Raw genomic sequence first — 23,453 nt, 5'->3', positions numbered from 1 at the left:
TGGGCTGCTGCGTTCGCAGGAGCACGCAGCGGCCCGTCACACCACCGGATAGCGCAGGCGTCCGACGAAGCGCGACAGGCTGGGGCGGTGGCGGGTGCGTTTCAGGGCGCCGGCCTTCGCCTTCTCGATCCGCATGATGTCGTCGATTCGGCGCGACAGGAAGGCGCGCGTGTCGGCCTGCCCCTCGCTGTCGTCGTCGAGGAACACCGTCGTCGTCGCGGCATAGACGCCCAGCAGCATCGCGCGCTTCGTATAATGGTTGTAGTCGGTCGCGGTGTCGCCCGCCGCGCGCCACATCGCATCCGCGCTGCGCCAGCCCAGTTTCGCCCCGCGCAGCAGGTTCTGCGGCAGCGCCAGCACCGCCAGCGCGCGGCGCAGCGCCTCTCGATCCTGCGCCATCGCGTCGAGTCGCGCCTCCACCAGCGCGGTGATGCGCGCGCGGATCTTCATCGCGGACAGCATATCGGGCGGGCAGGCGCGGGCCATGTGCGCATCGACGTGGGCGAACCATGCGTCGATCATCGCCACCGCGCCGCCGTCGAACGCCAGCGCGGCCACGTCGCGGTCCACGCCCGCGCCGTCCGCCGCCATGTCGCGCGCCGCGTCGCCCCAGCCGTCGAACGCCGCATTGGCCGCGATGGCGGGCGCCAGATGGGCGCGCACCTCCGGAAGGGTCATGTCGGCGGGATCGATATCGGGGGAGGTCATCGCGTTTCTTCCGGTTCCTGCGCCGCGACCGTAGCAGGATCGGGATCGCGACGCACCAGCACCAGCGCGACCGCGACCATCGCGACGCCCGCGAGATCGGGCACGCCCAGCCGCTCGTCGAACATCAGCCACCCGGTCGCCGCCGCCACGACGGGCTGGATCAGCAGCGCCAGCCCGATGACCAGCGGCGACAATTTCCCCAGCGCGTAGATCATGCACCCCTGCCCCAGCAGCTGGCTGACGAGGGCCAGCACGATCAGCGGGGTCCAGTCGCCGGGCATGACGCGCTCCCCCAGCAGCAGCGCGAAGGCCAGGAGTGGGGCGAGCGAGGCGACCGAGGACAGCGCCAGCGCGGGCAGGGGCGCGATGCCGCGGCGCAGGTCCGCCATCAGCACGAAATAGCCGGCGTAGAGCACGCCCGCGAACAGGCACATCAGGTCGCCGACCAGATGCGCGGGATCGGCCTGATACGACCGCCCCATCAGCAGCGCGGCGCCCGCGCCCGCCAGCAGCAGCGCGATCCCCTGCCGCCGCGACGGCCAGCGCCGCGCGACGACGAAGCCGTACAGGGGGAAGATGAAGATCGCGCAATTGCCGAACAGCGTGGCGTTGGCCAGCGTGGTGCCCAGGATCCCGACATGCCAGCTGCCCAGATCGCCCGCGAAGGCGATACCCGCGACACCCAGCAGCCACCACGACCGCCGCGGCAGCGCGGGCAGCGCGCGCGGCCGCCCGGCCAGCAGCCACGCCCCCAATGCGATCGGCGGCACCGCCAGCGCCATGCGCCAGAACGCCGCCGCCACCGGCCCCACGTCCGACAGGCGCACGAACAGCGGGCCGAAGGCGAGCGCGACGTTGGCGACCACCAGCGCGACGATCGCCGATGCGGCGCTTGGCGGCGGCGAAGCTTTTCTTGGCGTTCCCGTGACGTGCATGCGCCCCGTTAGCGCCCTATGTTCGCCCCGTCACATTCGTACATGTCATTCGCAGGAGCGACGATGCCCAGCCTGTTCGATCCCATCACCATCGGTGATCTCACCGTGCCCAACCGCGTCTTCATGGCGCCGCTGACGCGCACGCGCTCGACCGATGCGCACGTGCCCACCGACATCATGATCGAATATTATCGCCAGCGCGCGGGCGCGGGCCTCATCATCTCGGAAGCCACGGGCATCAGCGCGCAGGGCCTGGGCTGGCCCAACGCGCCGGGCCTGTGGACCGCAGAGCAGGTGGAGGCGTGGAAGCCGGTGACGGCGGCGGTGCATGACGCGGGCGGGCGGATCGTCGCGCAATTGTGGCATCAGGGCCGCCTGGCGCGCCCCGACGTCAACAAGCTGCAACCGCTGTCGTCGTCGGCGACGCGGGCGCCCTATCACAAACCGGACGCGAATCCGTACGGCGAGGCGCGGGCCGCGACGCCGGACGACATCCGCCAGACGCTGGACGATTATGCGTCGGCGTCGCGCAACGCGATCGCCGCGGGCTTCGACGGGGTGCAGGTGCACGGCGCCAATGGCTATTTCATCGACCAGTTCCTGCGCGACGGCACGAACCTGCGCGACGACGACTACGGCGGCAGCCCGGAAAACCGCATCCGCCTGATGCGCGAGGTGATGGAGCGCGTGGTGGCGGAGGTCGGCGCGGGCCGCACCTCGATCCGCCTGTCGCCCAACGGCGAGACGCAAGGGGCGGACGACAGCGATCCCGAATCGGTGTTCGTCCCCGCGGCGAAGGCGCTGAACGACCTGGGCATCGCGTTCCTGGAATTGCGCGAGCAGGCGCCCGACGGGACGTTCGGCGCGAGCGACGTGCCCAAGCTCAGCCCCGCGATCCGCAAGGTCTTCACCGGGCCGCTGGTGCTGAACCAGGATTATACCGCGCAGGCGGCGCAGGCGGACCTCGATTCGGGTGTCGCGGATGCGATCGCGTGGGGCCGGCTGTTCATCGCCAACCCCGACCTGCCCGAGCGTTTCCGCACCGGCGCGGCGCTGAATACCCCCAACCCGCGGACCTTCTATTCCGCCGGGCCGGAAGGATATATCGACTATCCGGCGCTGGAGACCGCGGCGGCGTGAACGAGTGGGGGAGCGGTCGGCGCTCCCCCCTCGCCTTCGCGTACCTTTCGCCCGACTTCCTTGTGCCTCCGCGAAGGCGGAGGCCCAGACTGGGTCCCCGCCTTCGCGGGGACACTAAGGTGGTCGAACCGTTACCGTCCCGCGGCCTTCGCCTTCGCGGCGGCGCGGGCCTTCGCGGCCTCGGCGCCTTCGACCTTGCCGTCGCCGTTGGTATCGTAGCGCGAGAAGACCTGTCCCATCAGCGCGCGGCTTTCCACCTTGCTGACGCGGCCGTCCCCGTTCGTATCCCCGCGCGCCAGGAACAGCCCCGCGACGCGCTTCGCATGGACGGCGTCGAGCGTGCGACCGCCCGACAGCTTCATCCGGCGCATCCGCGCCTCGATCTCGGCCGGGGACAGGAAGCCGTCCGCATCGCTGTCGGACTGCGCGAATTCGGCGTCCAGCTTGGCATTGGCGGAGGTGCGCGTCTCCTGCGCCATGGCGGCGGGGGAGAGGAGGAGCGCGGCGAGCAGGGTGTAGCGGATCATGGCCGCGCGCCTGCCCGCGCGCGCTTTTACCGCGGCTGAACGGACGCCGCCGGACGCCCGCGCTGCTTGCGAACGGGGGGCGCGGACCGTAGACGCCGGGCCATGACAGATTCCTCCATCAACCGCCCGGCCGGCGACGCCGGCATCAACCGCGTCGTCCTCGCCTATTCGGGCGGGCTCGACACCAGCGTCATCCTGAAATGGCTCCAGCAGACCTACGGGTGCGAGGTCGTGACCTTCACCGCGGACCTGGGGCAGGGCGAGGAACTGGAGCCCGCGCGCCGGAAGGCGGAGATGGCGGGCGTGAAGCCCGAGCATATCTTCATCGACGACCTGCGCGAGGAGTTCGTGCGCGACTACGTCTTCCCGATGATGCGGTCGAACGCCCTGTACGAGGGGCTGTACCTGCTGGGCACCAGCATCGCGCGCCCGTTGATCGCCAAGCGGCAGATCGAGATCGCGCGGGCGGTGAACGCCGACGCGGTCAGCCACGGCGCGACGGGCAAGGGCAACGACCAGGTGCGGTTCGAGCTGGGCTATTACGCGCTGGCGCCCGATATCAAGGTCATCGCCCCATGGCGCGAATGGGACCTGACCAGCCGCACGCGGCTGATCGAGTTCGCCGAACAGCACCAGATTCCGGTCAGCAAGGACAAGCGCGGCGAGGCGCCCTTCTCGACCGACGCGAACATGCTGCACACCTCGTCCGAGGGCAAGGTGCTGGAGGATCCGTGGGACGAGGTCCCCGATTACGTCTATTCGCGCACCGTCAATCCCGAGGACGCGCCCGACCAGCCGGAAATCATCACGATCGATTTCGAGCGGGGCGACGGCGTGGCGGTCAACGGCGTCGGCATGTCGCCCGCGACGTTGCTGGAGACGCTGAACGAGATGGGGCGGCGGCATGGCATCGGGCGGCTAGACCTGGTCGAGAACCGCTTCGTCGGCATGAAGTCGCGCGGGATGTACGAGACACCGGGTGGCACGATCTATCACCTGGCGCATCGCGGGATCGAGCAATTGACGCTCGATCGCGGCGCGGCGCACCTGAAGGACGAACTGGCGCCGCGTTATGCCGAGCTGGTGTACAACGGCTTCTGGTTCTCGCCCGAGCGCGAGATGTTGCAGGCCGCGATCGACCACAGCCAGGAGAAGGTGTCGGGCACCGTCCGGCTGAAGCTGTACAAGGGCAATGTCGGCGTGACGGGGCGCCGGTCGCCCCATTCGCTGTACAGCGAGAAGGTGGTGACGTTCGAGGACGACCAGGGCGCGTACGACCAGCGCGACGCGGCGGGCTTCATCAAGCTGAACGCGTTGCGGCTGCGGCTGCTGGGGCGGCGGGATCGGTAATTCCGCCTTTGTGTTCCCGCGAAGGCGGGAACCCAGTCTGGACCTCCGCCGTCGCGGAGGCACAAAGGATTAATGGCGCCGGGACCCGCCTCACCCTACACTCGTTCAGCCGCCAGAAGGGCACGGCTCGTCATGGGGCGTGCAGAACCGGCGACAGGAAGCGAGCGACGCGTGGGTAATGATATCAAGGCTGTGCTGGCGCTGATGGCGGCAGGCGTCTCGGGCGGTGCGCAGGCGCAGGTCGCGCCGCCGCCGGTTGCGACGACCGTGCCGATGGCCGCGCCGACGACCGCGATTCCCGCGCCGGTCGCGCCCGCCGTGTCCGCGCCGCTGCCCACGCTGTCGCCGGCGCAGGCGACGCAGCTGGCGACGCTGATCGCGGACGACGAGGTCGCGCAGGGGCTGCGCGTCGCGCGGCGCGGCGATCTGGACGGGCAGGACCCCGTCGCGCTCGTCCGCACCGCGCTGGACCATGCGCGCGCGGTCAGGACCGGGCGGCTGATGCCGGGGGATTTCAGTACCGACTGGGCGATCCGGCCGCAGGCGTGGGACCCCCTGCCCGGCTTCGCCGACGCGGTGAAGCGCGACCGGCTGGCGGCGTGGATCAAGACGCTGCCGCCGCCCTACACCGGCTACGACACGCTGGCGGCCGGGCTGGCGCGGTATCGCGCGGTGTCCGCGGCGGGCGGATGGCCGATGGTGAGCGACAGCCCGAAGTTCGGCGATCGCGGCCCCGCGGTGGCGCGGCTGCGCGAACGGCTGGCGATCGAGGATGCCGCGCTGACGGGCACGGGCGACCGGTTCGACGCCGCGCTGCTGGATGCGGTGCGGCGGGCGCAGCGGCGCTACGGCCTGAACCCCACCGGGCAGCCGGGGCCGCAGACCACCGCCGCGCTGAACGTGCCGGTGGAGCGGCGCATCCGGCAGATGATGGCGAACATGGAACGCTGGCGCTGGCTGCCGTCGCAGCTGGACCCGCGGCGCGTGCAGGTGAACGTCGCCGCCGCGGTGCTGACGGTGTTCGACGGCGATGCGCCCGTCATGTCGATGAAGGCGGTGACGGGGCGGCCGGGGAACGAGACCCCGATGCTGATCTCCCGCATCAATTCCATCGTCCTGAACCCGCCGTGGAACGTGCCGACGTCGATCGCGACGAAGGAATTGTGGCCCAAGGAGCGCGCCAACCCCGGCTACCTGAAGCGCAACGGCTTCCGCGTCATCGACACGGGCAACGGCGGCAACCGGTTGCAGCAATCTTCGGAGAAGAGCGCGCTGGGGCGGTACAAGTTCGATTTCCCCAACGATTTCGCGGTGTACCTGCACGATACGCCGGCGCAGTCGGGCTTCTCGCGCTTCGACCGCCTCGCCAGCCATGGCTGCGTCCGGCTGGAGAAGCCCGCGGACCTCGCCAAGCTGCTGATGAAGACGACGCCGGAATGGCAGGCGCCGCAGATCGACGCGACCGTGGCGGCGGGCAAGACCGTGCGCGCGACGATGGCGGAGCCGGTGAGCGTGTACCTGCTGTACTGGACCGCGTTCGCGGGCAACAACGGGCCGGTGGCGTTCCGCGACGATCCCTATGGCTGGGACGCGCGGCTTGCGGCGACGGTCGAGCGACGCTCCGCCGCGCAGGCACTGGCTGCGCGGTAGAGGCCGGGCGGTAAAGGCCGGGCGATAAAGGCCGGGCGATAAAGGGAATTGATGATGACGAAGCCCACGATCCTGCTCCTCGCCGCCGCCGTCGCGCTGGCGGGATGTTCGCGCTCCGACCCCGAGCCCGAGGTGGCCAACACCATGACGGTCGAGGAACTGCCCGAGGCGCCGGCGACCGTGGCGGAGCCGCTGCCCGAACCGGTGGCGACGCCGGTCGAACAGAATTCGGCCGCCGAACTGCCGCCGGAGGAGCGACCGGAGCCGGATGCGCAGATGCTGGACGATGCGTCGGCGACGGGAATGACCAGCCGGGTCGAGCGCGATGCGGAGGAGGCACCCGCGAACGGGCGCTGACCGTTCGTCCGTGCCGGGGAGGCGTGACGCAGGAGGGGTATCGCGTCGTCCCGGCGAAGTCGCGCGGCGCGACTTTCGGTTGATCCGCCGACTCGCATGCGCCATGGCCCCGCTATGGTTCCCCTTTCGTTCGGCGGACACGATTTCCGGGCGTTGCCGCAGGGCGCGCTATACTGGCCCGCGCGCCGGGCGCTGCTGGTCGCGGACCTGCACCTCGAAAAGGCGAGCTGGTTCGCGAAGGGCGGGCAGATGCTGCCGCCGTACGATTCGATCGCGACCCTCGCCGACCTCACCGCGCTGGTGACCGCCACCGCGGCGCAGGAGGTGTGGTGCCTGGGCGACAGCTTTCACGACGTCGACGGGTGCGACCGGTTGCCCGCACGCGCGCGCGACCTGCTGCTGGCGCTGACCGGGGCGACGCGCTGGACGTGGATCACGGGCAACCACGACCGTGCCTATGTCGATCGCTGCGGCGGCGCGGTGGTGGAAGAGGCGTGCGTCGACGGCATCGTCCTGCGGCACGAGGCGGACCGGCGGGAGGATGCGCCCGAGATGTCGGGGCATTTCCATCCCAAGCTGCGCGTCCGCGTCCGGGGCAAGCTGGTGTCGCGGCGCTGCTTCGTGGCGACGGGGCGGAAACTGATCTTCCCCGCGTTCGGATCGCTGACCGGCGGGCTGGACGTGACGCATCCCGAAATCGTGCGCGCCGCGGGGTTGCCGGCCGAGGCATTGGTGGCGGTGGCGGACCGGTTGCTGCGATTCCCGCTGGCGGCGTGACCTATCCGTCCAGCGCGAACCGCACCGCCGCGGCGGCGTGGAGCGTGGTGGTGTCGAACAGCGGGACGGCGGCGTCCTCCGCCCCCACCAGCAAGGCGATCTCGGTACAGCCGAGCACGATCCCCGCGGCGCCGTCGTCGACCAGCCGCGCCATGACGTCGCGATAGGCGCGGCGCGAATCGTCGCTGACGATGCCGCGCACCAGTTCGTCGTAGATCACGCGGTGTACCGTCGCGCGATCGTCGGCGCCGGGGACGATTACCTCCACGCCCCATCGCACCGCCAGCCGCGCGCGGTAGAAATCCTGCTCCATCGTGAAGGCGGTGCCCAGCAACCCCGCGCGCCGCACGCCCGCGGCGACCAGCGCGGCACCCGCCGCATCCGCGATGTGGAGCAGCGGCACGTCCACCGCCGCCGCGATCCGGTCGGCCAGTGTGTGCATGGTATTGGTGCACAGCACGATCCCGTCCGCGCCGGCGGTCGCCAGCGTCCGTGCCGCGTCCGCCATCCGGTCGCCCAGCGCGTTCCAGTCGCCGGCATGCTGGAGCGCGGCGATGTCCGCGAAGTCGACCGACAGCAGCAGCAGCGGCGCGGAATGGTGCCCGCCGCGCGCATCGCGCACGCCCTCGTTGATCGCGCGATAATAGAGCGCGCTGCTTTCCCAGCTCATCCCGCCGATCAGGCCGAGGGTGCGCATCCCTAGACGGACAGACCCATCAGCAATTTGGGCAGCGCGCCCGATTCGCCGCGCGCCTCTGCCATGAAGCGTTCCTTGAGCGGGGGCAGGCGGTCGACCGCGGAGATGCCGAAGCGCCGCACCGCGCTCGCGGCCCTGCCCGGCACGCCGAACAGGCGGGTCAGCGTATCCGTCGCGGCGGCGACCATGAAAGTATCGAGGCTGCGCCAGCGTTCGTAGCGGGCCAGCAATTGCGCATCCCCCGCCTCCAGCCCCAGCCGCCGGCCCTCGACCAATACCTCTACCAATGTGGCGACATCGCGGAAGCCCAGGTTCAGCCCCTGCCCCGCGATCGGATGGATGCCGTGGCCCGCGTCGCCGACCAGCGCGAGCCGGGTGTCGACCAGCCGCGCGGCGTGATGGAAGCCGAGCGGGTAAGACGCCCGCGGGCTGGGCGCCGAAAGCGGGCCCAGGAACCCGCCCATCCGCGCCTCCGCCTCCGCCAGGAAGGCGCGGTCGCCCAGCTTCATCATCGCGGCCCCGTGCTTCGCATCGACGGTCCAGACGATCGCGCAGCGATGCCCGATGTCGTCGTCGGGCAGCGGCAGCAGCGCGAAGGGGCCGGAGGGGTAGAAGATCTCGTACGCGATATCCTCGTGGCTGCGTTCGTGGTGGAAGGCGCCGATGATCGCGGTGTGATCGTATTTCCACGTCGCGACCGCGATCCCCGCTGCCTCCCGCGTCGGGGACCGCCGCCCCTCCGCCGCGACCAGCAGGTCCGCGGTCACGGTCGTCCCGTCCGACAGCTCGGCCCGCACGCCGTCCAGGTCGCGCTCGACGCGCAGCGCGTGCGTCTTCATCCGCAGGTCGACGCCCGACGCCCGGTCGACGGCGTCGTGCAGGACGGTGCGCAACAGGCGGTTCTCGTACATCGTGCCCAGCGCGTCGTCGTCGGGCGCGGGGGTGAAATCCAGCTTTCCGGGGGCCAGCCCGTCGCTGACGCGAATCTGCCGGATCGCGCATCCCCTGCCCGCCAGCTGCGCGCCGACGCCGATCGCGTCGAGCATCCGGTGGCTGGCGCTGGCCACCGCCGACGCGCGGCCGTCGAACCCGGCGGCCAGCGTCACCGCGGGATCGGCCGGATCGACCACGATGGCGGTCAGGCCCGCGCCGTGGAGCGCCGTCGCCAGCGTGCTCCCGACCAGACCGCCGCCGAGGATGAGGACATCTGCCGCGTTGCGCATGGGCCACGCTCTACGCGCGCCCGACGCCGCTGCCAACAGCGCCGTCTTGACGGCGGAGTCCCCGCCATGGGACAATTCGCCGCCTGCGGACATGCGCGGCGCGGCCCCGCGGGGCCTTTACGGGGACGGGTGACATGGCGAGCCGGGCGGACGCGCCGATGTGGCGCGAGACGGTGAAGGCGGGCGTGAAGCGCAGCGGGACGATGGTCGTCGCCATCGTCCTGTTCGTCGGCGCGGTCGCCATGGCCCTGTCGCTGGCGAGCTATCGCCCCGGCGACGCGGCGTTCAACACCGCATCGGGCGGGGTGACGGGCAATCTCGTCGGCCCGCCGGGCGCGTGGTTTGCGGACATCGCGCTGATGCTGCTCGGCCCCGCGGTCGCGCTGCTGCTGCCCGTCGCCCCGATCGTCGCGTTGCGGCTGTGGCGCGACGAGCCCGCGGGCGAATGGGGACGGATGCTGCGGTTCGCGACCGTCGGCGTCGCGTTGATGGCGGTCGCGCTCGGCTGCGTCGCGCCCGGCGCGGTGCCCGCGCTGCCGTTCGGCTGGGGCGGGGCGGTCGGGCTCGGCGCGGTGGCGGGGTTCCGCTGGGCGATGGGCTTTGCGGACAATGCGGCGCTGACGTGGTGGGGCCTGGTCGTGCTCGGCCTGCTGACCGGGATCGCGGGCGTGGTCGTGTGGGGGCGCAGCATGGAGATCGACTTCGCGCGCTGGACCCCGCGCGCGCGGTTCCGCGCCGGGCGCGATGCGGACGATGCGGAGGAGGAGCCGCTGCTGCTCACGCGGCGCCCCGTCCCGCGCCCGCAGGCGCAGCCCGACAACCGCCCGCCCCCGGTCATCGGCGACCGCACCGTCGCCCCCTCCCCTGCGAAGACACGCCCGCAGGAGCGGCTGGACCTGCGCGACAGCTACGTCCTGCCGCCGCTGGAGCTGCTGGTCCCCTCCCCGCCGTCCAGCGGCGGGCCGATCGACAAGGCGGCGCTGGAACGCAACGCCCGGCTGCTCGAAACCGTGCTCGACGACTTCAAGGTGCAGGGCCAGATCACCGAGGTCCGCCCCGGCCCCGTCGTGACGATGTACGAACTGGACCCCGCGCCGGGGATCAAGGCCAATCGCGTCGTCGCGCTGGCGGACGATATCGCGCGCAACATGTCCGCGATCTCCGCGCGCGTCGCGACCATCCCCGGCCGCACCGTCATCGGCATCGAATTGCCGAACGTGAAGCGCGAGATGGTATCGCTGCACGAACTGGTCGGATCGCAATCGTTCGACGACAATACCGCGCAATTGCCGATCATCCTGGGCAAGAATATCGCGGGCGATCCCGTCATCGCCGACCTGGCGCCGATGCCGCACCTGCTGGTCGCGGGCACGACCGGGTCGGGCAAGTCGGTCGGCCTGAACGGCATGATCCTGTCGCTGCTCTACCGGCTGACCCCGGATCAGTGCCGCATGATCATGATCGATCCCAAGATGCTGGAACTGTCGATGTACGACGACATCCCGCACCTTTTGTCCCCCGTCGTCACCGATCCGTCGAAGGCGGTCCGCGCGCTGAAATGGGCGGTGGAGACGATGGAGGACCGCTATCGCCAGATGTCGTCGGTGGGCGTGCGCAGCCTCGCCAGCTTCAACGACAAGGTGCGGCAGGCAAAGGTCAAGGGGACGCCGCTGGGCCGTCGCGTGCAGACCGGATGGGACGAACAGGGCCGCCCGATCCACGAGGAAGAGCAGCTGGAGTACGACGTGCTGCCCCAGATCGTCGTCATCGTCGACGAGCTGGCCGACCTGATGATGACCGCGGGCAAGGAGGTGGAATTCCTGATCCAGCGGCTGGCGCAGAAGGCGCGGGCGGCAGGCATCCACCTCATCATGGCGACGCAGCGGCCGTCGGTCGACGTCATCACCGGCGTCATCAAGGCGAACCTGCCGACGCGCATCAGCTTCCATGTCACCAGCAAGATCGATTCGCGCACCATCCTGGGCGACCAGGGCGCCGAGCAGCTGCTGGGCAAGGGCGACATGCTGTACATGCCCGGCGGCAAGGGCATCGTGCGCGTCCACGGCCCCTTCGTCAGCGACGACGAGGTCCGCGCGGTCACCGATCACTGGCGCGCACAGGGGCAGCCCGATTACATCAGCAGCGTGACCGAGGAGCCCGAGGAGAGCTTTGCGCTCGAAGGCGCGCCGACGGGCGAGGATTCGGCGGAGGACCAGCAATATCGCGCCGCGATCGCGATCGTGTGCAACAGCCAGAAGGCGTCGACGTCGTGGGTCCAGCGGCAGTTGCGCATCGGCTACAATTCCGCCGCGCGCCTGATCGAACGGATGGAGAAGGACGGCATCGTCAGCCGCCCCGACCATGTCGGCCGGCGCGAGGTGCTGCGCGACCAAGACGGCAACCCGGTTTGATTACGGCATAAAAAGGGCGTATACCGAAACGGTCTCGCCGGGAACCTACCCGGAGATGGTCAGGTCCTGGCTCGGCGGAGAGGACCAGCCATGACCAAAGCCCATACCCAGGACCTGTACGGCGTCGCCATCCTGCTCGCGATCTTCCTCGCGGCGCTTTTCCTCGCGAAACTGTTCGCCGGTGCGGTGATCGGCGTCGGCGCGATGATGCTCGGCTAGGATAGCCCTGTCGCCCGCGTCGTCCCGGGCGCACCGGAACGACGCGGGCGACCGCGCTTTTCTAGGCCAGGTGCTCGCGGAAGAAAGCGGCGGTGCGTTCGTCGGCGAGGTTTGCCGCGGCATCCGAACGGCGGGCGCCGAACTGGGTCGCGAAGCCGTGATCCTCGCCCGGATAGTCGTGCAACGTCACCTTCGGATGATCGTCCAGCCCGGCATGCATCGCCGCCTGGCTGTCCTTGTCCACGAACCCGTCGTCGCCCGCGATATGCAGCATCAGCGGCTTCGCGATGGCATGCTTCTCCCCCAGCAGCCGGTCCACGCCGACGGCATAATAGCCGACCGCCGCGTCCACGTCTGTCCGCGCCGCGGTCATATAGGCCAGGCGTCCGCCCAGGCAGTAGCCGACCACGCCGACCTTTCCGCCCGATACGGCGTCGCGCGCGTGGCGGATCGTCGCCTCGATGTCGCGGATGCCCTGGTCCTGATCGAACTTGCCCATCCATTCCAGCGCGCGGTTCATCTCCGCGGGTACATCCGGATCGAGCTCGATTCCCGGCTCCAGCCGCCAGAACAGGTCGGGCGCGATGGCGAGATAGCCTGCCTGCGCCAAGGCGTCGCACTTGCTGCGGATACCGGCGTTGACGCCGAAGATCTCCTGGATGACGACGATCGCGGCCCTCGCCTCGTGCGTCGGTGTCGCGCGATAGGCGCGCATCGTGCCGCCGTCGGCCGTCGTCAGCGTTTCGATGGTCATGGTCAAACTCCCGGAAAAGGCGATGCCCGACAGGCGTTGCGGTAACGCCGTGTTACGGGGCATATATCCCTCCTGTGCTATCGCGCGCCGACGGCGTGCTCAAGGGAAGCGTGCGGCGACATGAAATGGACCATCGAAGTCGATTGCACGCCCGAGGAAGTGCGGCGCATCATGGGGCTGCCCGACCTGACCCCAATCCACGAACGCTATCTGGCGAAGATGCAGGAGGCGGTGGAGAACGGGACGGTCGGTCCGGAGATCGTCGGGCAGATGATGAAAAGCTGGGCGCCGATGGGCGACGCCGGGATGGACTTCTGGCGCAAGCTGCTGGCGGGCGGGACGCGTCCGACCGGGTGAAGGCGGCGACGTGAGCGACACGATCTACGCGCTGTCCAGCGGGCGTCCCCCCGCGGCGATCGCGATCCTTCGCATCAGCGGCCCGGCCGCCCATGCCGCGGCGGAGGCGATTGCGGGCCCCCTGCCGCCGTTCCGTACCGCGTCGCTGCGGACGTTGCGCGACGCGTCGGGGGCGGTGCTGGACCATGGGCTGGTCCTCGCCTTCCCCGGGCCCGACACGGCGACGGGAGAGGATTTGGTCGAGTTCCACGTCCATGGCGGTCGTGCCGTGGTCGCCGCAGTGGAACGCGCGTTGGGGTCGATGCCGGACTTGCGGCCCGCGCTTCCCGGCGAATTCACCCGACGCGCGTTGCAGAACGGCCGGATCGACCTGGCACAGGCGCAGGGGCTGGCCGATCTGCTGGCTGCGGATACCGAGGGCGAGCGGCGCGCGGCGCTGGCGGCGAGCGAGGGAGCGGTCGGTCGTGCGGTGACCGGATGGGCCGGGCGGATTGCGGACGTAGCCGCGCGGATCGAGGCGGCGCTGGATTATTCGGACGAGGAGGAGGTGGCCGCCGCGCCGCTTGCGCCGATCCGGCGCGACCTGTCGTCGCTCGGTCGGGACATGCGCGAGGTCGTGGCGCGGCCGACGGTCGAGCGATTGCGCGATGGGGCGCTAGTGGTGCTGGCCGGTCCACCCAACGCGGGCAAATCCTCGCTGTTCAATGCATTGCTCGGTCGCGAGGGCGCCATCGTGACGGACATTGCCGGCACCACCCGCGACGCGATCGAGGCGGTCGTGGTGCGTGATGGTCACGCCTATCGTCTGGTCGATACCGCGGGGCTTGCACCTGCCACGACCGACGCGATCGAGGCGATCGGGATCGCGCGGGCGGGGATGCTGATCGAGGCGGCGGACCTCGTGCTGTGGTTCGGCTCGCCCGCCGCCCTCCCCCTGCGCGGGCTGTTACTCAGACCGAAAAGCGACCTTGTCGGTGATGGAGAGGGCCTGCCGGTGTCGGCACGCTTGCCTCGGACCGTCGAGCGACTGTGGGATGACATCGCTTTACGGGTTGCGCCGTTGATGGTTGCCGACGACATGCGGCTGCATGAGGAACAGCGGCGCCTGGTGATGCGCGCGGTAGACGCGATCGCGGCGGCGGAGGGATCCGACGATTTGTTGATCCTGGCGGAACAGGTGCGAAGGGCATCGGGCGCGCTGGCGGCGATCTTGGGGACCGACGCGACCGAGGCGATGCTGGACGCACTGTTCGCGCGTTTCTGTGTAGGGAAGTAGATGTTTCACGTGGAACAACGCGCTGCCTTCGACGTGATTGTCGTCGGGGGCGGTCATGCGGGGACCGAGGCCGCCGCCGCGGCGGCGCGGCGCGGCGCGCGCGTCGCGCTCGTGACGCAGGATCCCGAGCAGATCGGGACGATGTCCTGCAACCCGTCGATCGGGGGCGTGGGAAAGGGTCATCTGGTGCGCGAGGTCGATGCGCTGGATGGATTGATGGCGAGGGCGTCGGATGCCGCCGCGATCCATCACCGGATGCTGAACCGCAGCAAGGGACTGGCGGTGCAGGGGCCGAGGGTTCAGGCGGATCGGCGGCGCTACCGGTCCGCGATCCGCGCGCTGCTCGCCGAATATCCGAACTTAGAGATCGTGCGCGGCGAGGTCGCCGATCTGATTGTCGACGCGCATCGGGTCGAGGGGGTGGCGCTGTCCGAAGGATCGCGGCTACCGGGCCGCGCCGTCGTGCTGGCGACGGGGACGTTTCTGGGCGGGCGTATATTCCGCGGGCTCGACCGGATGGCGGGTGGGCGCGTCGGCGAGCGGCCTGCCGCGCGGCTGGGCGAGCGGCTGCGTGCGCTCGACCTTCCGATGCATCGGTTGAAGACCGGGACGCCGCCCCGGCTGGACGGTCGCACGATCGATTGGGCGGCATTGGAAGCGCAGCCGTCCGACATGGATGCCTGGGCCATGTCGCCGATGACGAGCGGGCGACGATTGCCGCAGCTGGCCTGTGCGATCACGCGGACGACCGCGGCGACCCACGACGTCATTCGCGACGGTCTGGCTGAGTCACCCCTGTTCGGTGGCGCGATCAATGGGGCGGGTCCCCGCTACTGCCCGTCGATCGAGGACAAGGTCCACCGATTCGGCGACCGCGACGGGCATCAGGTGTTCCTGGAACCCGAGGGACTTGACGACGCGACCGTCTATCCCAACGGCATCTCCACATCGCTGTCGGCAGCGACGCAGGCGGCGATGATCGCGACGATCCCGGGGTTGGCGCAGGCCACGATCACGGTCGCCGGCTATGCGGTGGAATATGATTATGTCGATCCGCGTGCGCTGGACCATCGACTGGCGCTGCGCGCGATCGCGGGGGTCTATTGCGCGGGGCAGTTGAACGGAACGACCGGATATGAGGAAGCGGCGGCGCAGGGGCTGGTCGCCGGTGCTAACGCCGCGGCCTATGCCTGCGATCTGGCGCCCGTGTTGATCGATCGTGCGGCCGGATATATCGGCGTCCTGATCGACGATCTGGTCCTTCAAGGGATCAGCGAACCGTATCGCATGTTGACGGCGCGGGCCGAGTATCGGTTGTCGTTGCGGGCGGATAATGCGGAAACGCGATTGTCATCGCTCGGGATCGCGGCGGGGCTGCTGGGCGAGGCGCGGCGGCGGCATGTCGAGCGCCGGGACCAGCAACGCGCGTCCCTTCGGGAAGGGGCGGATGCAAACGAAACGATCGATCCGGACATCGTCCGCGAGGTGGAGGAGGATCGACGTTATGCGCCGTATCTGGTGCGGCAGGCGCAGGAGATCGACGCGATGCGGCGCGATCGGGATGTGCCTATTCCGCGTGGTACGGCGCTGGCGGGGATCCCCGGATTGTCGATCGAGATGATCGAGCGGCTGAGCGTCAGTGATCCCCACACGCTGGATCAGGCGGGACGCATCCGCGGCGTCACCCCCGCGGCGCTCGCGGCCTTGTGGTTGCACGCGAGGAAGTCGGCATGACGGAAGATGACGCGCGGGCGTGGATCGCCGCCCGGTGGGGCGATGCTGCGGTGGCAAAGCTCGAACGGTTCGCGTCGCTGGTACGCGATGAGGCGGGGCGGCAGAACCTCGTCGCGCCGTCGACGCTCGACACGATCTGGGCGCGGCATATCGTGGATTCCGCGCAACTTCTGACGCTCGCGCCGGAGCGGGGCGGGGCCTGGATCGATGTCGGGACCGGCGCCGGATTCCCCGGACTGGTCGTTGCGATGCTTCGACCATTGCCGACCGTGCTGGTGGAGCCGCGCGCGCGCCGGGCCGCCTTCCTGTCCTCTGTTGCGGAAGCGCTCGATCTTCCTTTCGTGAAAGTCGAGCCCGTGAAGGTCGAAATGTTGCGATCGCCTGTCGCGGACATCGTTTCGGCGCGGGCCGTTGCACCGACGATGACGTTGTTGCGCGGGACCAAGCATTTGCGCACGCCGTCGACCACCGTCCTGTTCCCGCGCGGTCGTGGGGGATTGGCGGAACTTGCAAACCTTCCGCGCGAGTGGCAGGCAATGTTCCACGTGGAACATAGTCTGACCGACCCTGACTCGGTCATTCTGGTCGCCAACGGAGTGACATGATGTACCGCATCGCGATCGCAAATCAGAAGGGCGGGGTCGGGAAAACGACCAGTGCCATCAATGTCGCGACGGCGCTGGCGGCGACGGGCCTACGGGTGTTGCTCGTCGATCTCGATCCTCAGGGCAATGCGTCGACCGGTCTGGGCATCACCCATGCGCAGCGGAGCCGGTCGAGCTACGATGTCCTGATCGAACGAGGCGGCCTGGCGGAGGCGGCGGTGGCCAGCAGCGTACCGCGCCTGTTCGTCGTACCGGCGACGGTTGACCTGTCGGGGGCGGAGATCGAGCTGGTCGACCTGGAGCATCGGACGCATCGGCTGCACCGGGCGATCGAGGATGCTCCCGCTTCCTGGGACGTGGTGTTGATCGATTGTCCGCCCTCCCTCGGTCTGCTGACGATCAACGCCATGGTCGCGGCGGATTCCCTGCTGGTGCCGTTGCAATGCGAATTCTTTGCGCTGGAAGGGCTGAGCCAGTTGCTGGGGACGGTCGAGCGGATCCGCGAGCGATTCAATCCGTCGCTGTCGATCCTGGGCGTGGCGTTGACGATGTACGACCGGCGCAACCGGCTGACCGATCAGGTATCGACGGATGTGCGCGCGGTGCTCGGCAAGGTGGTGTTCGACACGGTCATCCCCCGCAACGTCCGATTGTCGGAGGCGCCGAGCCACGGCCTGCCCGCCCTGATCTACGATCATCGGTGCGCAGGGTCGGAGGCCTACATATCGTTGGCGCGTGAAGTGATCGAGCGGATGCCGCGAGCGAAGGTGGCGGCATGAGCGACGCAGGCGGACGACGGCCGCGCGGCGGGCTGGGTCGCGGGCTCGGCGCGTTGCTGGGCGATGTCGCGCAGGACGAACGCGTCGCCGCGGAGGCGAGCTCGGCACCGCGCGGCGGCGTCCGGATGATCCCGATCAGCGCGATCGCGCCGCACCCTGGCCAGCCGCGACGGCATTTCGACGAGCGCGCGCTGGACGAGCTGGCCGCGTCGATCGCGGAACGCGGCGTGATCCAGCCGATCATCGTGCGCAGCCACGGCCACGATTATCAGATCGTCGCGGGGGAACGGCGGTGGCGTGCGGCACAGCGCGCGCGACTGCACGAGGTGCCCGCCGTCGTCCGCGACTATTCGGACAGCGAGACGCTCCAGATCGCGCTGGTCGAGAATATCCAGCGGCAGGACCTGAACGCGATCGAGGAAGCGGTCGCGTATCAGCGGCTACAGGACGAATTTGGACATACGCAGGAAGTCCTGGCCCGCGTTGTCCACAAATCGCGGAGCCATGTCGCCAACCTGTTGCGATTGCTGGACCTTCCTGCGGGCGTGCAGGAAAGCGTCGTCGACGGCACTTTGTCGATGGGCCATGCGCGCGCGATCCTGGGCGCGCCCGATCCCGCCACCGTCGCGGAGGAGGTGATCGCCAAGGGCCTGTCGGTGCGCCAGACGGAGGCGCTGGCCCGCCGCCGTCGGGGCGACGAGACGCGTCCCGACCGGCGGGGGCGCCCCGCCGCCGGAGGATCGACCGGCAGCGCGGATATCGCGGCGCTGGAAACCCAACTGGCCGACCTGCTCGGGCTGAAGGTGCGCATCGCCTTCCACGACGACGGCCATGGTGCGATCACGCTGGAATATAGCACGCTCGAACAACTGGACATGGTGTGCCAGCGGTTGAGCGGGGAGCGGATCTAGGCCGCGGTCGCGCCGATCGCGACGCGACCGATCGCCAGTCCGCGTGCGCCCAGGGCGGTTTCCAGCACGTCGATCCGCGCGTCGGCGGTGCCCGGTGCCATGTCCACCGTCACGTCCAGCAGGCCGTCCGCACTCCTGACCAACGTGGCGCCGGTCGCGGGCCAGGTCGCGGCGCCGAAGCGGACGCGAACCTCGCGCGGGCCGCGCCCGTTCTCGCGCGTCCACAGGTCGGCGAGCAGCTGCGCGAAGGCGGTCGGATCGACCAATGGCGACGGGGGCTGCGCGGCGACGACCACCGGCACGGCGGCATGCTGGGCAAGCCCGGCGAACCCCTGATCGGGATGGCGATCGGCGTCGCGCCGGTCGAGCGTCGCCTGTTCGTCCCCCGTTCGCGGGCCGGCCGGGGCGGTGGCATCGGGCGCGGCGCCGGTGCGTGCGGCGACGCCCGCGCCCTTCCCTGTGCCACGCGGCATCGCCGCATCCGCCCGACCCGGGAGGCCGCCGCGCGCGCGCCGGAACGCCTCGCCCATCGCGCGCACATCCTCCGCGGGCGGGGCGGCGCGGGAGATGCGGCGCGCGGACGACCGCGTCGCGGGATCGGCACTGCGACCGGTGGCGGATACGTCGCTCATCGAAACCTCCTCACATCCTCGGCATCCAGCGCCTGGCGTTCCTCGTCCACCCGCGCCGCGCCCTGCCGGATCGTGCCCAGCCGTTCGGCCAGTGCATCGTGCCGTGCCTGCGCCAGGATCATCGTGCGACGGCGTCGGTCCTCGTCGCGGCGACAATCGTCCTCGGCCCCGCGCGCCTCGCCCAGCGTCTCGATCGCCATCGACCGGTCGAAACGGGCCCGGTCGACCAGTGCCAGCAGGCGTTCGGCCTCTCCCGGATCGGCCGCCAGCCCGTCGCGCGCCGTCCGGTGCGCGGCCGCGGCGCGATCCGCCGCCTCGTCCGCCGCGATGCGCGCGCGCTCCGCCTCCATGGTTGCGGCGCGGGCGGTGGCCAGCCGCACCGCGGCGGCGCGGACCCGTACGTCGCGCAGCCGCACTAGTTGCGTCGCCTGCGCGATCTGTATCCGGGTGCTCATCCGCCGATACTCCGCAGCATCAGGAGGGCGGTGGCCATGGCGGTCGGCTGCGTCGCGTCCTGCCGCAGCATCGCGTCGATTTCCGGCCGGGCGGCGATCGCGCGGTCGGCGACGGGATCGGCGCCCGCGCGATATTCGCCGACCTGCACCAGGAATTCGATCTCCGCATGTTTGGCCATCAGCGCGCGGACCTGCGTCGCGGCGGCGCGGTGCGCGGGCGACGCGAGCCGCGGGAAGAGGCGCGACAGGCTGCCCAGCACGTCGATCGCGGGATAATGGCCCGCCGCGCCCAGCTTGCGCGACAGCAGGATGTGGCCGTCCAGGATCGAGCGGACCTCCTCCCCCACAGGATCGCCGCCGTCCTCATCCTCCAGCAGGACGGTGTAGACGCCGGTGATCGCGCCGGTCGCGTCGGTGCCCGCGCGTTCGAACAGCCGCGGCAGTTCCGCGAAGACCGACGGCGGGAAGCCGCGGCGGACCGACGGTTCGCCCGCCGCCAGACCGATCTCGCGCAGCGCGCGCGCGAACCGCGTGACGGAATCCATCAGCAGCAGGACGTTGCGCCCCTCGCTCCGGAACCCTTCCGCCACGGCGGTCGCGTGATGGGCGGCGCGTACGCGCTCCATCGCCGCGCGATCCGACGTCGCGCAGACGATGACGGAGCGGGCGAGCCCGTCCGCGCCCAGCGCATCCTCGATGAACTCGCGCACCTCGCGCCCGCGCTCCCCGATCAGCGCGATCACGATCACCTCGGCCTTCGCGAAGCGGGCCAGCATCCCGAGCAACGTCGACTTCCCGCCCCCCGCCGCGGCGAAGACGCCGACGCGTTGCCCCTCGCCCAGCGTCAGGAGGGAATCGATCGCGCGCACCCCGGTTTCCAGCGGCTTGTCGATCAACATGCGCGTCATCGGCCCGGGGGCGGGGGCGTGGAGCGGCACCGTGGGCAGGCCCGGGGGCAGCGCACCCAGTCCGTCGATCGGCCGCCCGCGTCCGTCGAGCACGCGCCCGAGCAGCGCGTCGCCGTAGGGGACGCGGTCCGCCCCGGATCGCACGATCACCTCCGCATCGGCGGACAGCCCGCGCACATCGCCCAGCGGGGTCAGGATCGTGGCATGGCCCGCGATGCCGACGACCTCCGCCATCACGCTGTCGCCGGACTGCGGGGCGATGACCTCGCACGTCTCGCCGATCCGCGCCGCGATGCCCGTCACCTTCAGCGTGGTGCCGATCAGCTCGACCAGCCGCCCGCGGCGTTCGACCGTGGTCGACCGGCCCAGCCGCGCGACCAGATCGTCGACGGACGGGGCGGGCGGGGGATCGGCGAGGCTCATGCGTCGACACCCCAGGCCTGCGCCAGCGCCGCCAATTGCGTGTCCAGCCCGGCGTGCACCTCGCCCAGCGGAGTCGCCAGGACGCAATCGGTGGGGGCGAGCGCGGCGTCGCCCTGCACCACGGCGCGCGCGGCCAGTCGGTCGCGCGTCGCCGCGAGCGCATCGGGGTGGACGCGCACCACGGGATGCGCGTCGGGCGCCACGGTGGTCGCCGCGCGTTCGGCCAGCGCGGCGACCATCGCGGGCTCGCCCAGCTCCGCCGCGATCCGGCGGACGACCTCCAGTCCCAGCCGTGCCAGGTCGGCGCGCTGCGCCGCGGTCCGGGCGGCGTCGGCGGCGGCAAGCCGGAGCAATTCGTCGCGGACCTCCGCCGCGCCGATCGCCAGCCCTTCGGCATGCCCCGCCGCCAGCCCCTCCGCGCGTGCGGCGGCGATCGCGTCGGCGGCGCCGCGTTCGGCGTCGTCGCGGATCGTGGACGCGGCGTCGAGAAGCGCGTTCGCGTCGTAGAAGGCGGGCAGGTCGGCCGCTGGCACGACGGGATCGCCGCGCAGCAGCGTGGCCTGCCGGTCGGCGTGGATCAGGACGTAGCTCATGCCGGCTCGTCGGGAAGAACGGCCAGCGCGTTGCGGATGGAGACCGCGGCGACGGCGGGCGGGCACGGCGCCTCGCCGCCGGGTGCCCAGTCCAAATAGCGATGCAATGCGGGGGGCAGCGCCGCGCGCAGGACGTCGAAGCCCAGCGCCTTCGTCGCGTCCACCGGAACGGCGGCGATTCCGCCGTCCGGGATCGATGGGGCCAGTGCGATCGCATGGTCCAATGCCCCCTCCCCCGTCAGCGCGGCCAGTTCGCGCAGCCAGCCGCCGTCGATCGACGCCGCCAGCGCGGGCGCCATCGCGATCAGCGCCGCGCGCAGGGCGAGGCGGGTCAGCTCTTCGCGCGGGGATTGCAGCCACACCGGGGCAGCGGCGATGTCGGCGAAGCCCGTGGCGGGCGGCACCGGCCGCCGGTCGCCGCCGACGCTACGGGCGCGGCGATCGCCACGTTCGCCCGCCATCGCGATCAGGTTCGCGCCGATCCGGGCTAGCGCCGCGCGCTCCGCCGCGGCGCTCACCGCTGGATCTCCTGCGGTACGATCGCGCGCCGCGACGCCGCCCGTCGCCGCAACCGCCAGCGGCGGTATCCGGGATAGCCGATCGCGCCGGCCAGCAGCAACGCGCCGCCGATCGCCGCCATCACCGCGCCGTCGTTCGAGCCGTTGCTGCTGACCGGTGCGGTGCCCACCGCCACGGGGGGCGGTTGCGCGGCGAACGTCTCGACACTGACGTTCTCGTACTTCAGCCCCTCGATCGAATTGACGACCAGCGCCTTGATCTTCCCGATCTGTCCGTTGATGTCGGCGCCGGGGCGATATTTGATGAAGACCGATGCGGAGGCGGGCGCCTTCGTCTCCGCCAGCGGCGCGTCCTCGGGCAGGGCCAGGTGAACGCGTGCCTGCACTACCCCGTCGATCTGCGTCAGCGTGCGCGACAATTCCTGGCTCAGGCCCCAGTTCAGCCGCGCGCGCTCCTCGGTGGGGGAGGAGACGAACCCCTCCTTCTTGAACACCGTGCCCAGCGTCGCGAAATCCTGTCGCGGATAGCCCTGCGCCTGCAAAATCTCCACCGCGCGGCCGAAATCGCCCTTCGCGGTGGTCAGCGTCCAGCCCGCGTCGCCGCCGTTTTCCTTGCCGGCCTCGATCCCCGATCGCTGGAGCGCGGCGATCATCTCGTTCGCCTGCGCCTCGCTCAGTTTCCCGTACAGCTCGGCGCGCCCGCACGCGGCCAGGAGGACGAGTCCGAGCCCGGCGATCGCAAGCTTCAGCCGCTTCGTCCAGTCCATGGCGTCCTCCTGCGCGCGGGTCACGATTGCTGCCGGAACAATTGCTGCACGCCGTCCGACGTGCGGTTCGCGATGTTCGAGGTCAGCTGGCAATGGAACATGAACTCGTGGCATTTCATCGTCAGGTTGACGATCTCGCCGGGAGTCATCTCCGCGCCCTTCGCCGATGCCTGGCTGGCGTAATCGGCGACGTTCTTCGCCTCCCCGTTCACCTTCTCCAGCTGGGTGAACATCGCCTTGATCGCGGGCGACAGCTGGTCGGGGCCGCCGACGGGCGACGGACCGCCCGCCGCGGTCAGCGACGATTGGAAGCTGGTGATGTCCGCGATCGAGGCGCCGGGCCCCGCCTGGATCGTATCGGGGGGCGGCATGCCCGCCCCCGCCGCGCCGGCGGAGGCCGCCGCGATGGCTTCGATCGACATGTGTCGTCCTCCTTAGCCCTTGCGCGCCATGGTTTCGAGCGCCTTGCCGACGCTGTCGATCGAGCTGGAGGAGCTTTGCGCCATGAAGCTCATCCGCATCGATTCGGCGGTCAGCTTCGTGATCTGCGACGGATTGTCGCCGCCGCCGCTGATGCCCTGCGACATCTGTTCGATCCGCGATGCCTGCCCGTCCAGGGTCTGGCCCCATGCGTCGGCCAGCGCCTCGAACCAGGTGCCCGGCGCGCCGCCCTTCTGCATGCGGCTGCCCGTCATCGGGGTGGTGGCCATCATGCCCAGGCCGCCGCTGATGCTGTTGTCGGTCATC

The 23,453-nt window shown here is 70.5% G+C and carries 27 protein-coding genes; 13 read left to right on the top strand and 14 right to left on the bottom strand.

Annotated features, from left to right (window positions below):
* Nucleotides 1–36: 36 nt before the first annotated feature.
* Both ASG29_RS02605 and ASG29_RS02600 read right to left on the bottom strand, forming a co-directional pair.
* Entirely contained in the window at nucleotides 37–708 is a 672-nt protein-coding gene (locus ASG29_RS02605; protein WP_055979680.1) for a COQ9 family protein, read from the bottom strand.
* The gene (locus ASG29_RS02600; protein ID WP_055979677.1) at nucleotides 705–1,643 is read right to left on the bottom strand and encodes a DMT family transporter; all 939 of its coding nucleotides are present in this window, start codon (nucleotides 1,641–1,643) and stop codon (nucleotides 705–707) included. Before ASG29_RS02600 ends, ASG29_RS02605 begins: the two co-directional genes overlap by 4 nt.
* Nucleotides 1,644–1,706: 63 nt before the next feature.
* On the opposite strand from ASG29_RS02600, the gene ASG29_RS02595 reads away from it, so the two are divergent.
* Nucleotides 1,707–2,783 (top strand): alkene reductase, encoded by a 1,077-nt coding sequence (locus ASG29_RS02595; RefSeq protein WP_055979676.1) that lies wholly within the window; start codon nucleotides 1,707–1,709, stop codon nucleotides 2,781–2,783.
* A gap of 131 nt (nucleotides 2,784–2,914) precedes the next feature.
* Here the strand turns inward: ASG29_RS02595 and ASG29_RS02590 are convergent, their stop codons facing one another.
* The gene (locus tag ASG29_RS02590) at nucleotides 2,915–3,310 is read right to left on the bottom strand and encodes a hypothetical protein (RefSeq protein ID WP_055979673.1); all 396 of its coding nucleotides are present in this window, start codon (nucleotides 3,308–3,310) and stop codon (nucleotides 2,915–2,917) included.
* A 102-nt stretch (nucleotides 3,311–3,412) separates the two neighbouring features.
* Here ASG29_RS02590 and ASG29_RS02585 point away from each other — a divergent pair, with 102 nt between their 5' ends.
* The 4 genes from ASG29_RS02585 to pdeM all read left to right on the top strand — a co-directional run bounded on the left by ASG29_RS02585 (nucleotide 3,413) and on the right by pdeM (nucleotide 7,444).
* The gene (locus ASG29_RS02585; RefSeq protein WP_055979670.1) at nucleotides 3,413–4,660 is read left to right on the top strand and encodes an argininosuccinate synthase; all 1,248 of its coding nucleotides are present in this window, start codon (nucleotides 3,413–3,415) and stop codon (nucleotides 4,658–4,660) included.
* 204 nt (nucleotides 4,661–4,864) lie between these two features.
* Nucleotides 4,865–6,310 (top strand): L,D-transpeptidase family protein, encoded by a 1,446-nt coding sequence (locus ASG29_RS02580; protein ID WP_055980746.1) that lies wholly within the window; start codon nucleotides 4,865–4,867, stop codon nucleotides 6,308–6,310.
* A gap of 51 nt (nucleotides 6,311–6,361) precedes the next feature.
* On the top strand, nucleotides 6,362–6,667 hold the full coding sequence (locus ASG29_RS02575) for a hypothetical protein (RefSeq protein ID WP_235532735.1): 306 nt from the start codon (nucleotides 6,362–6,364) through the stop codon (nucleotides 6,665–6,667).
* Between the two features lie 114 nt (nucleotides 6,668–6,781).
* Nucleotides 6,782–7,444: a ligase-associated DNA damage response endonuclease PdeM gene (pdeM, locus tag ASG29_RS02570; protein WP_055979667.1), complete on the top strand. Its 663-nt coding sequence runs from the start codon at nucleotides 6,782–6,784 to the stop codon at nucleotides 7,442–7,444.
* Nucleotide 7,445: 1 nt separating this feature from the next.
* On the opposite strand, the gene ASG29_RS02565 is transcribed toward pdeM, so the two are convergent.
* Together ASG29_RS02565 and ASG29_RS02560 are read right to left on the bottom strand one after the other, a co-directional pair.
* The gene (locus ASG29_RS02565) at nucleotides 7,446–8,141 is read right to left on the bottom strand and encodes an aspartate/glutamate racemase family protein (RefSeq protein ID WP_055979664.1); all 696 of its coding nucleotides are present in this window, start codon (nucleotides 8,139–8,141) and stop codon (nucleotides 7,446–7,448) included.
* Nucleotides 8,142–8,143: 2 nt separating this feature from the next.
* On the bottom strand, nucleotides 8,144–9,364 hold the full coding sequence (locus tag ASG29_RS02560; protein ID WP_055979660.1) for a UbiH/UbiF/VisC/COQ6 family ubiquinone biosynthesis hydroxylase: 1,221 nt from the start codon (nucleotides 9,362–9,364) through the stop codon (nucleotides 8,144–8,146).
* Nucleotides 9,365–9,498: 134 nt separating this feature from the next.
* On the opposite strand from ASG29_RS02560, the gene ASG29_RS02555 reads away from it, so the two are divergent.
* Nucleotides 9,499–11,775, top strand: coding sequence for a DNA translocase FtsK (locus ASG29_RS02555; protein WP_055979656.1), 2,277 nt, complete (start codon nucleotides 9,499–9,501; stop codon nucleotides 11,773–11,775).
* A gap of 90 nt (nucleotides 11,776–11,865) precedes the next feature.
* A complete protein-coding gene (locus ASG29_RS17705) occupies nucleotides 11,866–11,994 on the top strand; it encodes a hypothetical protein (RefSeq protein WP_268796200.1) in 129 nt (42 codons plus the stop codon).
* Nucleotides 11,995–12,055: 61 nt separating this feature from the next.
* Here the strand turns inward: ASG29_RS17705 and ASG29_RS02550 are convergent, their stop codons facing one another.
* Nucleotides 12,056–12,748, bottom strand: coding sequence for a dienelactone hydrolase family protein (locus ASG29_RS02550; RefSeq protein ID WP_414884011.1), 693 nt, complete (start codon nucleotides 12,746–12,748; stop codon nucleotides 12,056–12,058).
* 120 nt (nucleotides 12,749–12,868) lie between these two features.
* On the opposite strand from ASG29_RS02550, the gene ASG29_RS02545 reads away from it, so the two are divergent.
* From ASG29_RS02545 to ASG29_RS02520, 6 genes are read left to right on the top strand one after another with little or no spacing between them, the layout of a single operon-like run.
* Nucleotides 12,869–13,105, top strand: a complete 237-nt coding sequence (locus ASG29_RS02545; protein ID WP_055979648.1) for a DUF6489 family protein — start codon at nucleotides 12,869–12,871, stop codon at nucleotides 13,103–13,105.
* A 10-nt stretch (nucleotides 13,106–13,115) separates the two neighbouring features.
* Entirely contained in the window at nucleotides 13,116–14,381 is a 1,266-nt protein-coding gene (gene mnmE / locus ASG29_RS02540; protein WP_055979646.1) for a tRNA uridine-5-carboxymethylaminomethyl(34) synthesis GTPase MnmE, read from the top strand.
* Nucleotides 14,382–16,115, top strand: a complete 1,734-nt coding sequence (gene mnmG, locus ASG29_RS02535) for a tRNA uridine-5-carboxymethylaminomethyl(34) synthesis enzyme MnmG (RefSeq protein WP_055979643.1) — start codon at nucleotides 14,382–14,384, stop codon at nucleotides 16,113–16,115.
* The gene (locus ASG29_RS02530; RefSeq protein WP_055979641.1) at nucleotides 16,112–16,720 is read left to right on the top strand and encodes a 16S rRNA (guanine(527)-N(7))-methyltransferase RsmG; all 609 of its coding nucleotides are present in this window, start codon (nucleotides 16,112–16,114) and stop codon (nucleotides 16,718–16,720) included. Before mnmG ends, ASG29_RS02530 begins: the two co-directional genes overlap by 4 nt.
* A complete protein-coding gene (locus tag ASG29_RS02525; RefSeq protein ID WP_055979639.1) occupies nucleotides 16,720–17,499 on the top strand; it encodes a ParA family protein in 780 nt (259 codons plus the stop codon). The genes ASG29_RS02530 and ASG29_RS02525 overlap by 1 nt, the downstream gene beginning before the upstream one ends.
* Nucleotides 17,496–18,410, top strand: coding sequence for a ParB/RepB/Spo0J family partition protein (locus ASG29_RS02520; protein WP_055979636.1), 915 nt, complete (start codon nucleotides 17,496–17,498; stop codon nucleotides 18,408–18,410). Before ASG29_RS02525 ends, ASG29_RS02520 begins: the two co-directional genes overlap by 4 nt.
* Here the strand turns inward: ASG29_RS02520 and ASG29_RS02515 are convergent.
* The 8 genes from ASG29_RS02515 to ASG29_RS02480 are packed head-to-tail and all read right to left on the bottom strand — an operon-like array spanning nucleotide 18,407 to nucleotide 23,452.
* On the bottom strand, nucleotides 18,407–19,042 hold the full coding sequence (locus tag ASG29_RS02515) for a hypothetical protein (RefSeq protein ID WP_055979634.1): 636 nt from the start codon (nucleotides 19,040–19,042) through the stop codon (nucleotides 18,407–18,409). The two genes, ASG29_RS02520 and ASG29_RS02515, sit on opposite strands and share 4 nt — an antisense overlap.
* Nucleotides 19,039–19,497, bottom strand: a complete 459-nt coding sequence (locus ASG29_RS02510) for a hypothetical protein (RefSeq protein WP_055979631.1) — start codon at nucleotides 19,495–19,497, stop codon at nucleotides 19,039–19,041. Before ASG29_RS02510 ends, ASG29_RS02515 begins: the two co-directional genes overlap by 4 nt.
* The gene (locus tag ASG29_RS02505; protein ID WP_082515564.1) at nucleotides 19,494–20,828 is read right to left on the bottom strand and encodes a FliI/YscN family ATPase; all 1,335 of its coding nucleotides are present in this window, start codon (nucleotides 20,826–20,828) and stop codon (nucleotides 19,494–19,496) included. The genes ASG29_RS02510 and ASG29_RS02505 overlap by 4 nt, the downstream gene beginning before the upstream one ends.
* Complete coding sequence (locus ASG29_RS02500) at nucleotides 20,825–21,421, bottom strand: FliH/SctL family protein (RefSeq protein ID WP_055979628.1); 597 nt, start codon at nucleotides 21,419–21,421, stop codon at nucleotides 20,825–20,827. The genes ASG29_RS02505 and ASG29_RS02500 overlap by 4 nt, the downstream gene beginning before the upstream one ends.
* Entirely contained in the window at nucleotides 21,418–21,939 is a 522-nt protein-coding gene (locus tag ASG29_RS02495; protein WP_055979626.1) for a hypothetical protein, read from the bottom strand. The genes ASG29_RS02500 and ASG29_RS02495 overlap by 4 nt, the downstream gene beginning before the upstream one ends.
* Nucleotides 21,936–22,706, bottom strand: a complete 771-nt coding sequence (sctJ, locus tag ASG29_RS02490) for a type III secretion system inner membrane ring lipoprotein SctJ (protein ID WP_055980738.1) — start codon at nucleotides 22,704–22,706, stop codon at nucleotides 21,936–21,938. Before sctJ ends, ASG29_RS02495 begins: the two co-directional genes overlap by 4 nt.
* Nucleotides 22,707–22,726: 20 nt before the next feature.
* Entirely contained in the window at nucleotides 22,727–23,128 is a 402-nt protein-coding gene (locus tag ASG29_RS02485) for a hypothetical protein (RefSeq protein WP_055979622.1), read from the bottom strand.
* A 12-nt stretch (nucleotides 23,129–23,140) separates the two neighbouring features.
* Entirely contained in the window at nucleotides 23,141–23,452 is a 312-nt protein-coding gene (locus ASG29_RS02480) for a hypothetical protein (RefSeq protein WP_055979619.1), read from the bottom strand.
* Nucleotide 23,453: the final 1 nt, after the last annotated feature.

It is taken from the genome of Sphingomonas sp. Leaf412 (assembly GCF_001425405.1).
Taxonomy (GTDB): domain Bacteria; phylum Pseudomonadota; class Alphaproteobacteria; order Sphingomonadales; family Sphingomonadaceae; genus Sphingomonas.
This window is presented reverse-complemented; position numbering and strand designations above follow the sequence as displayed.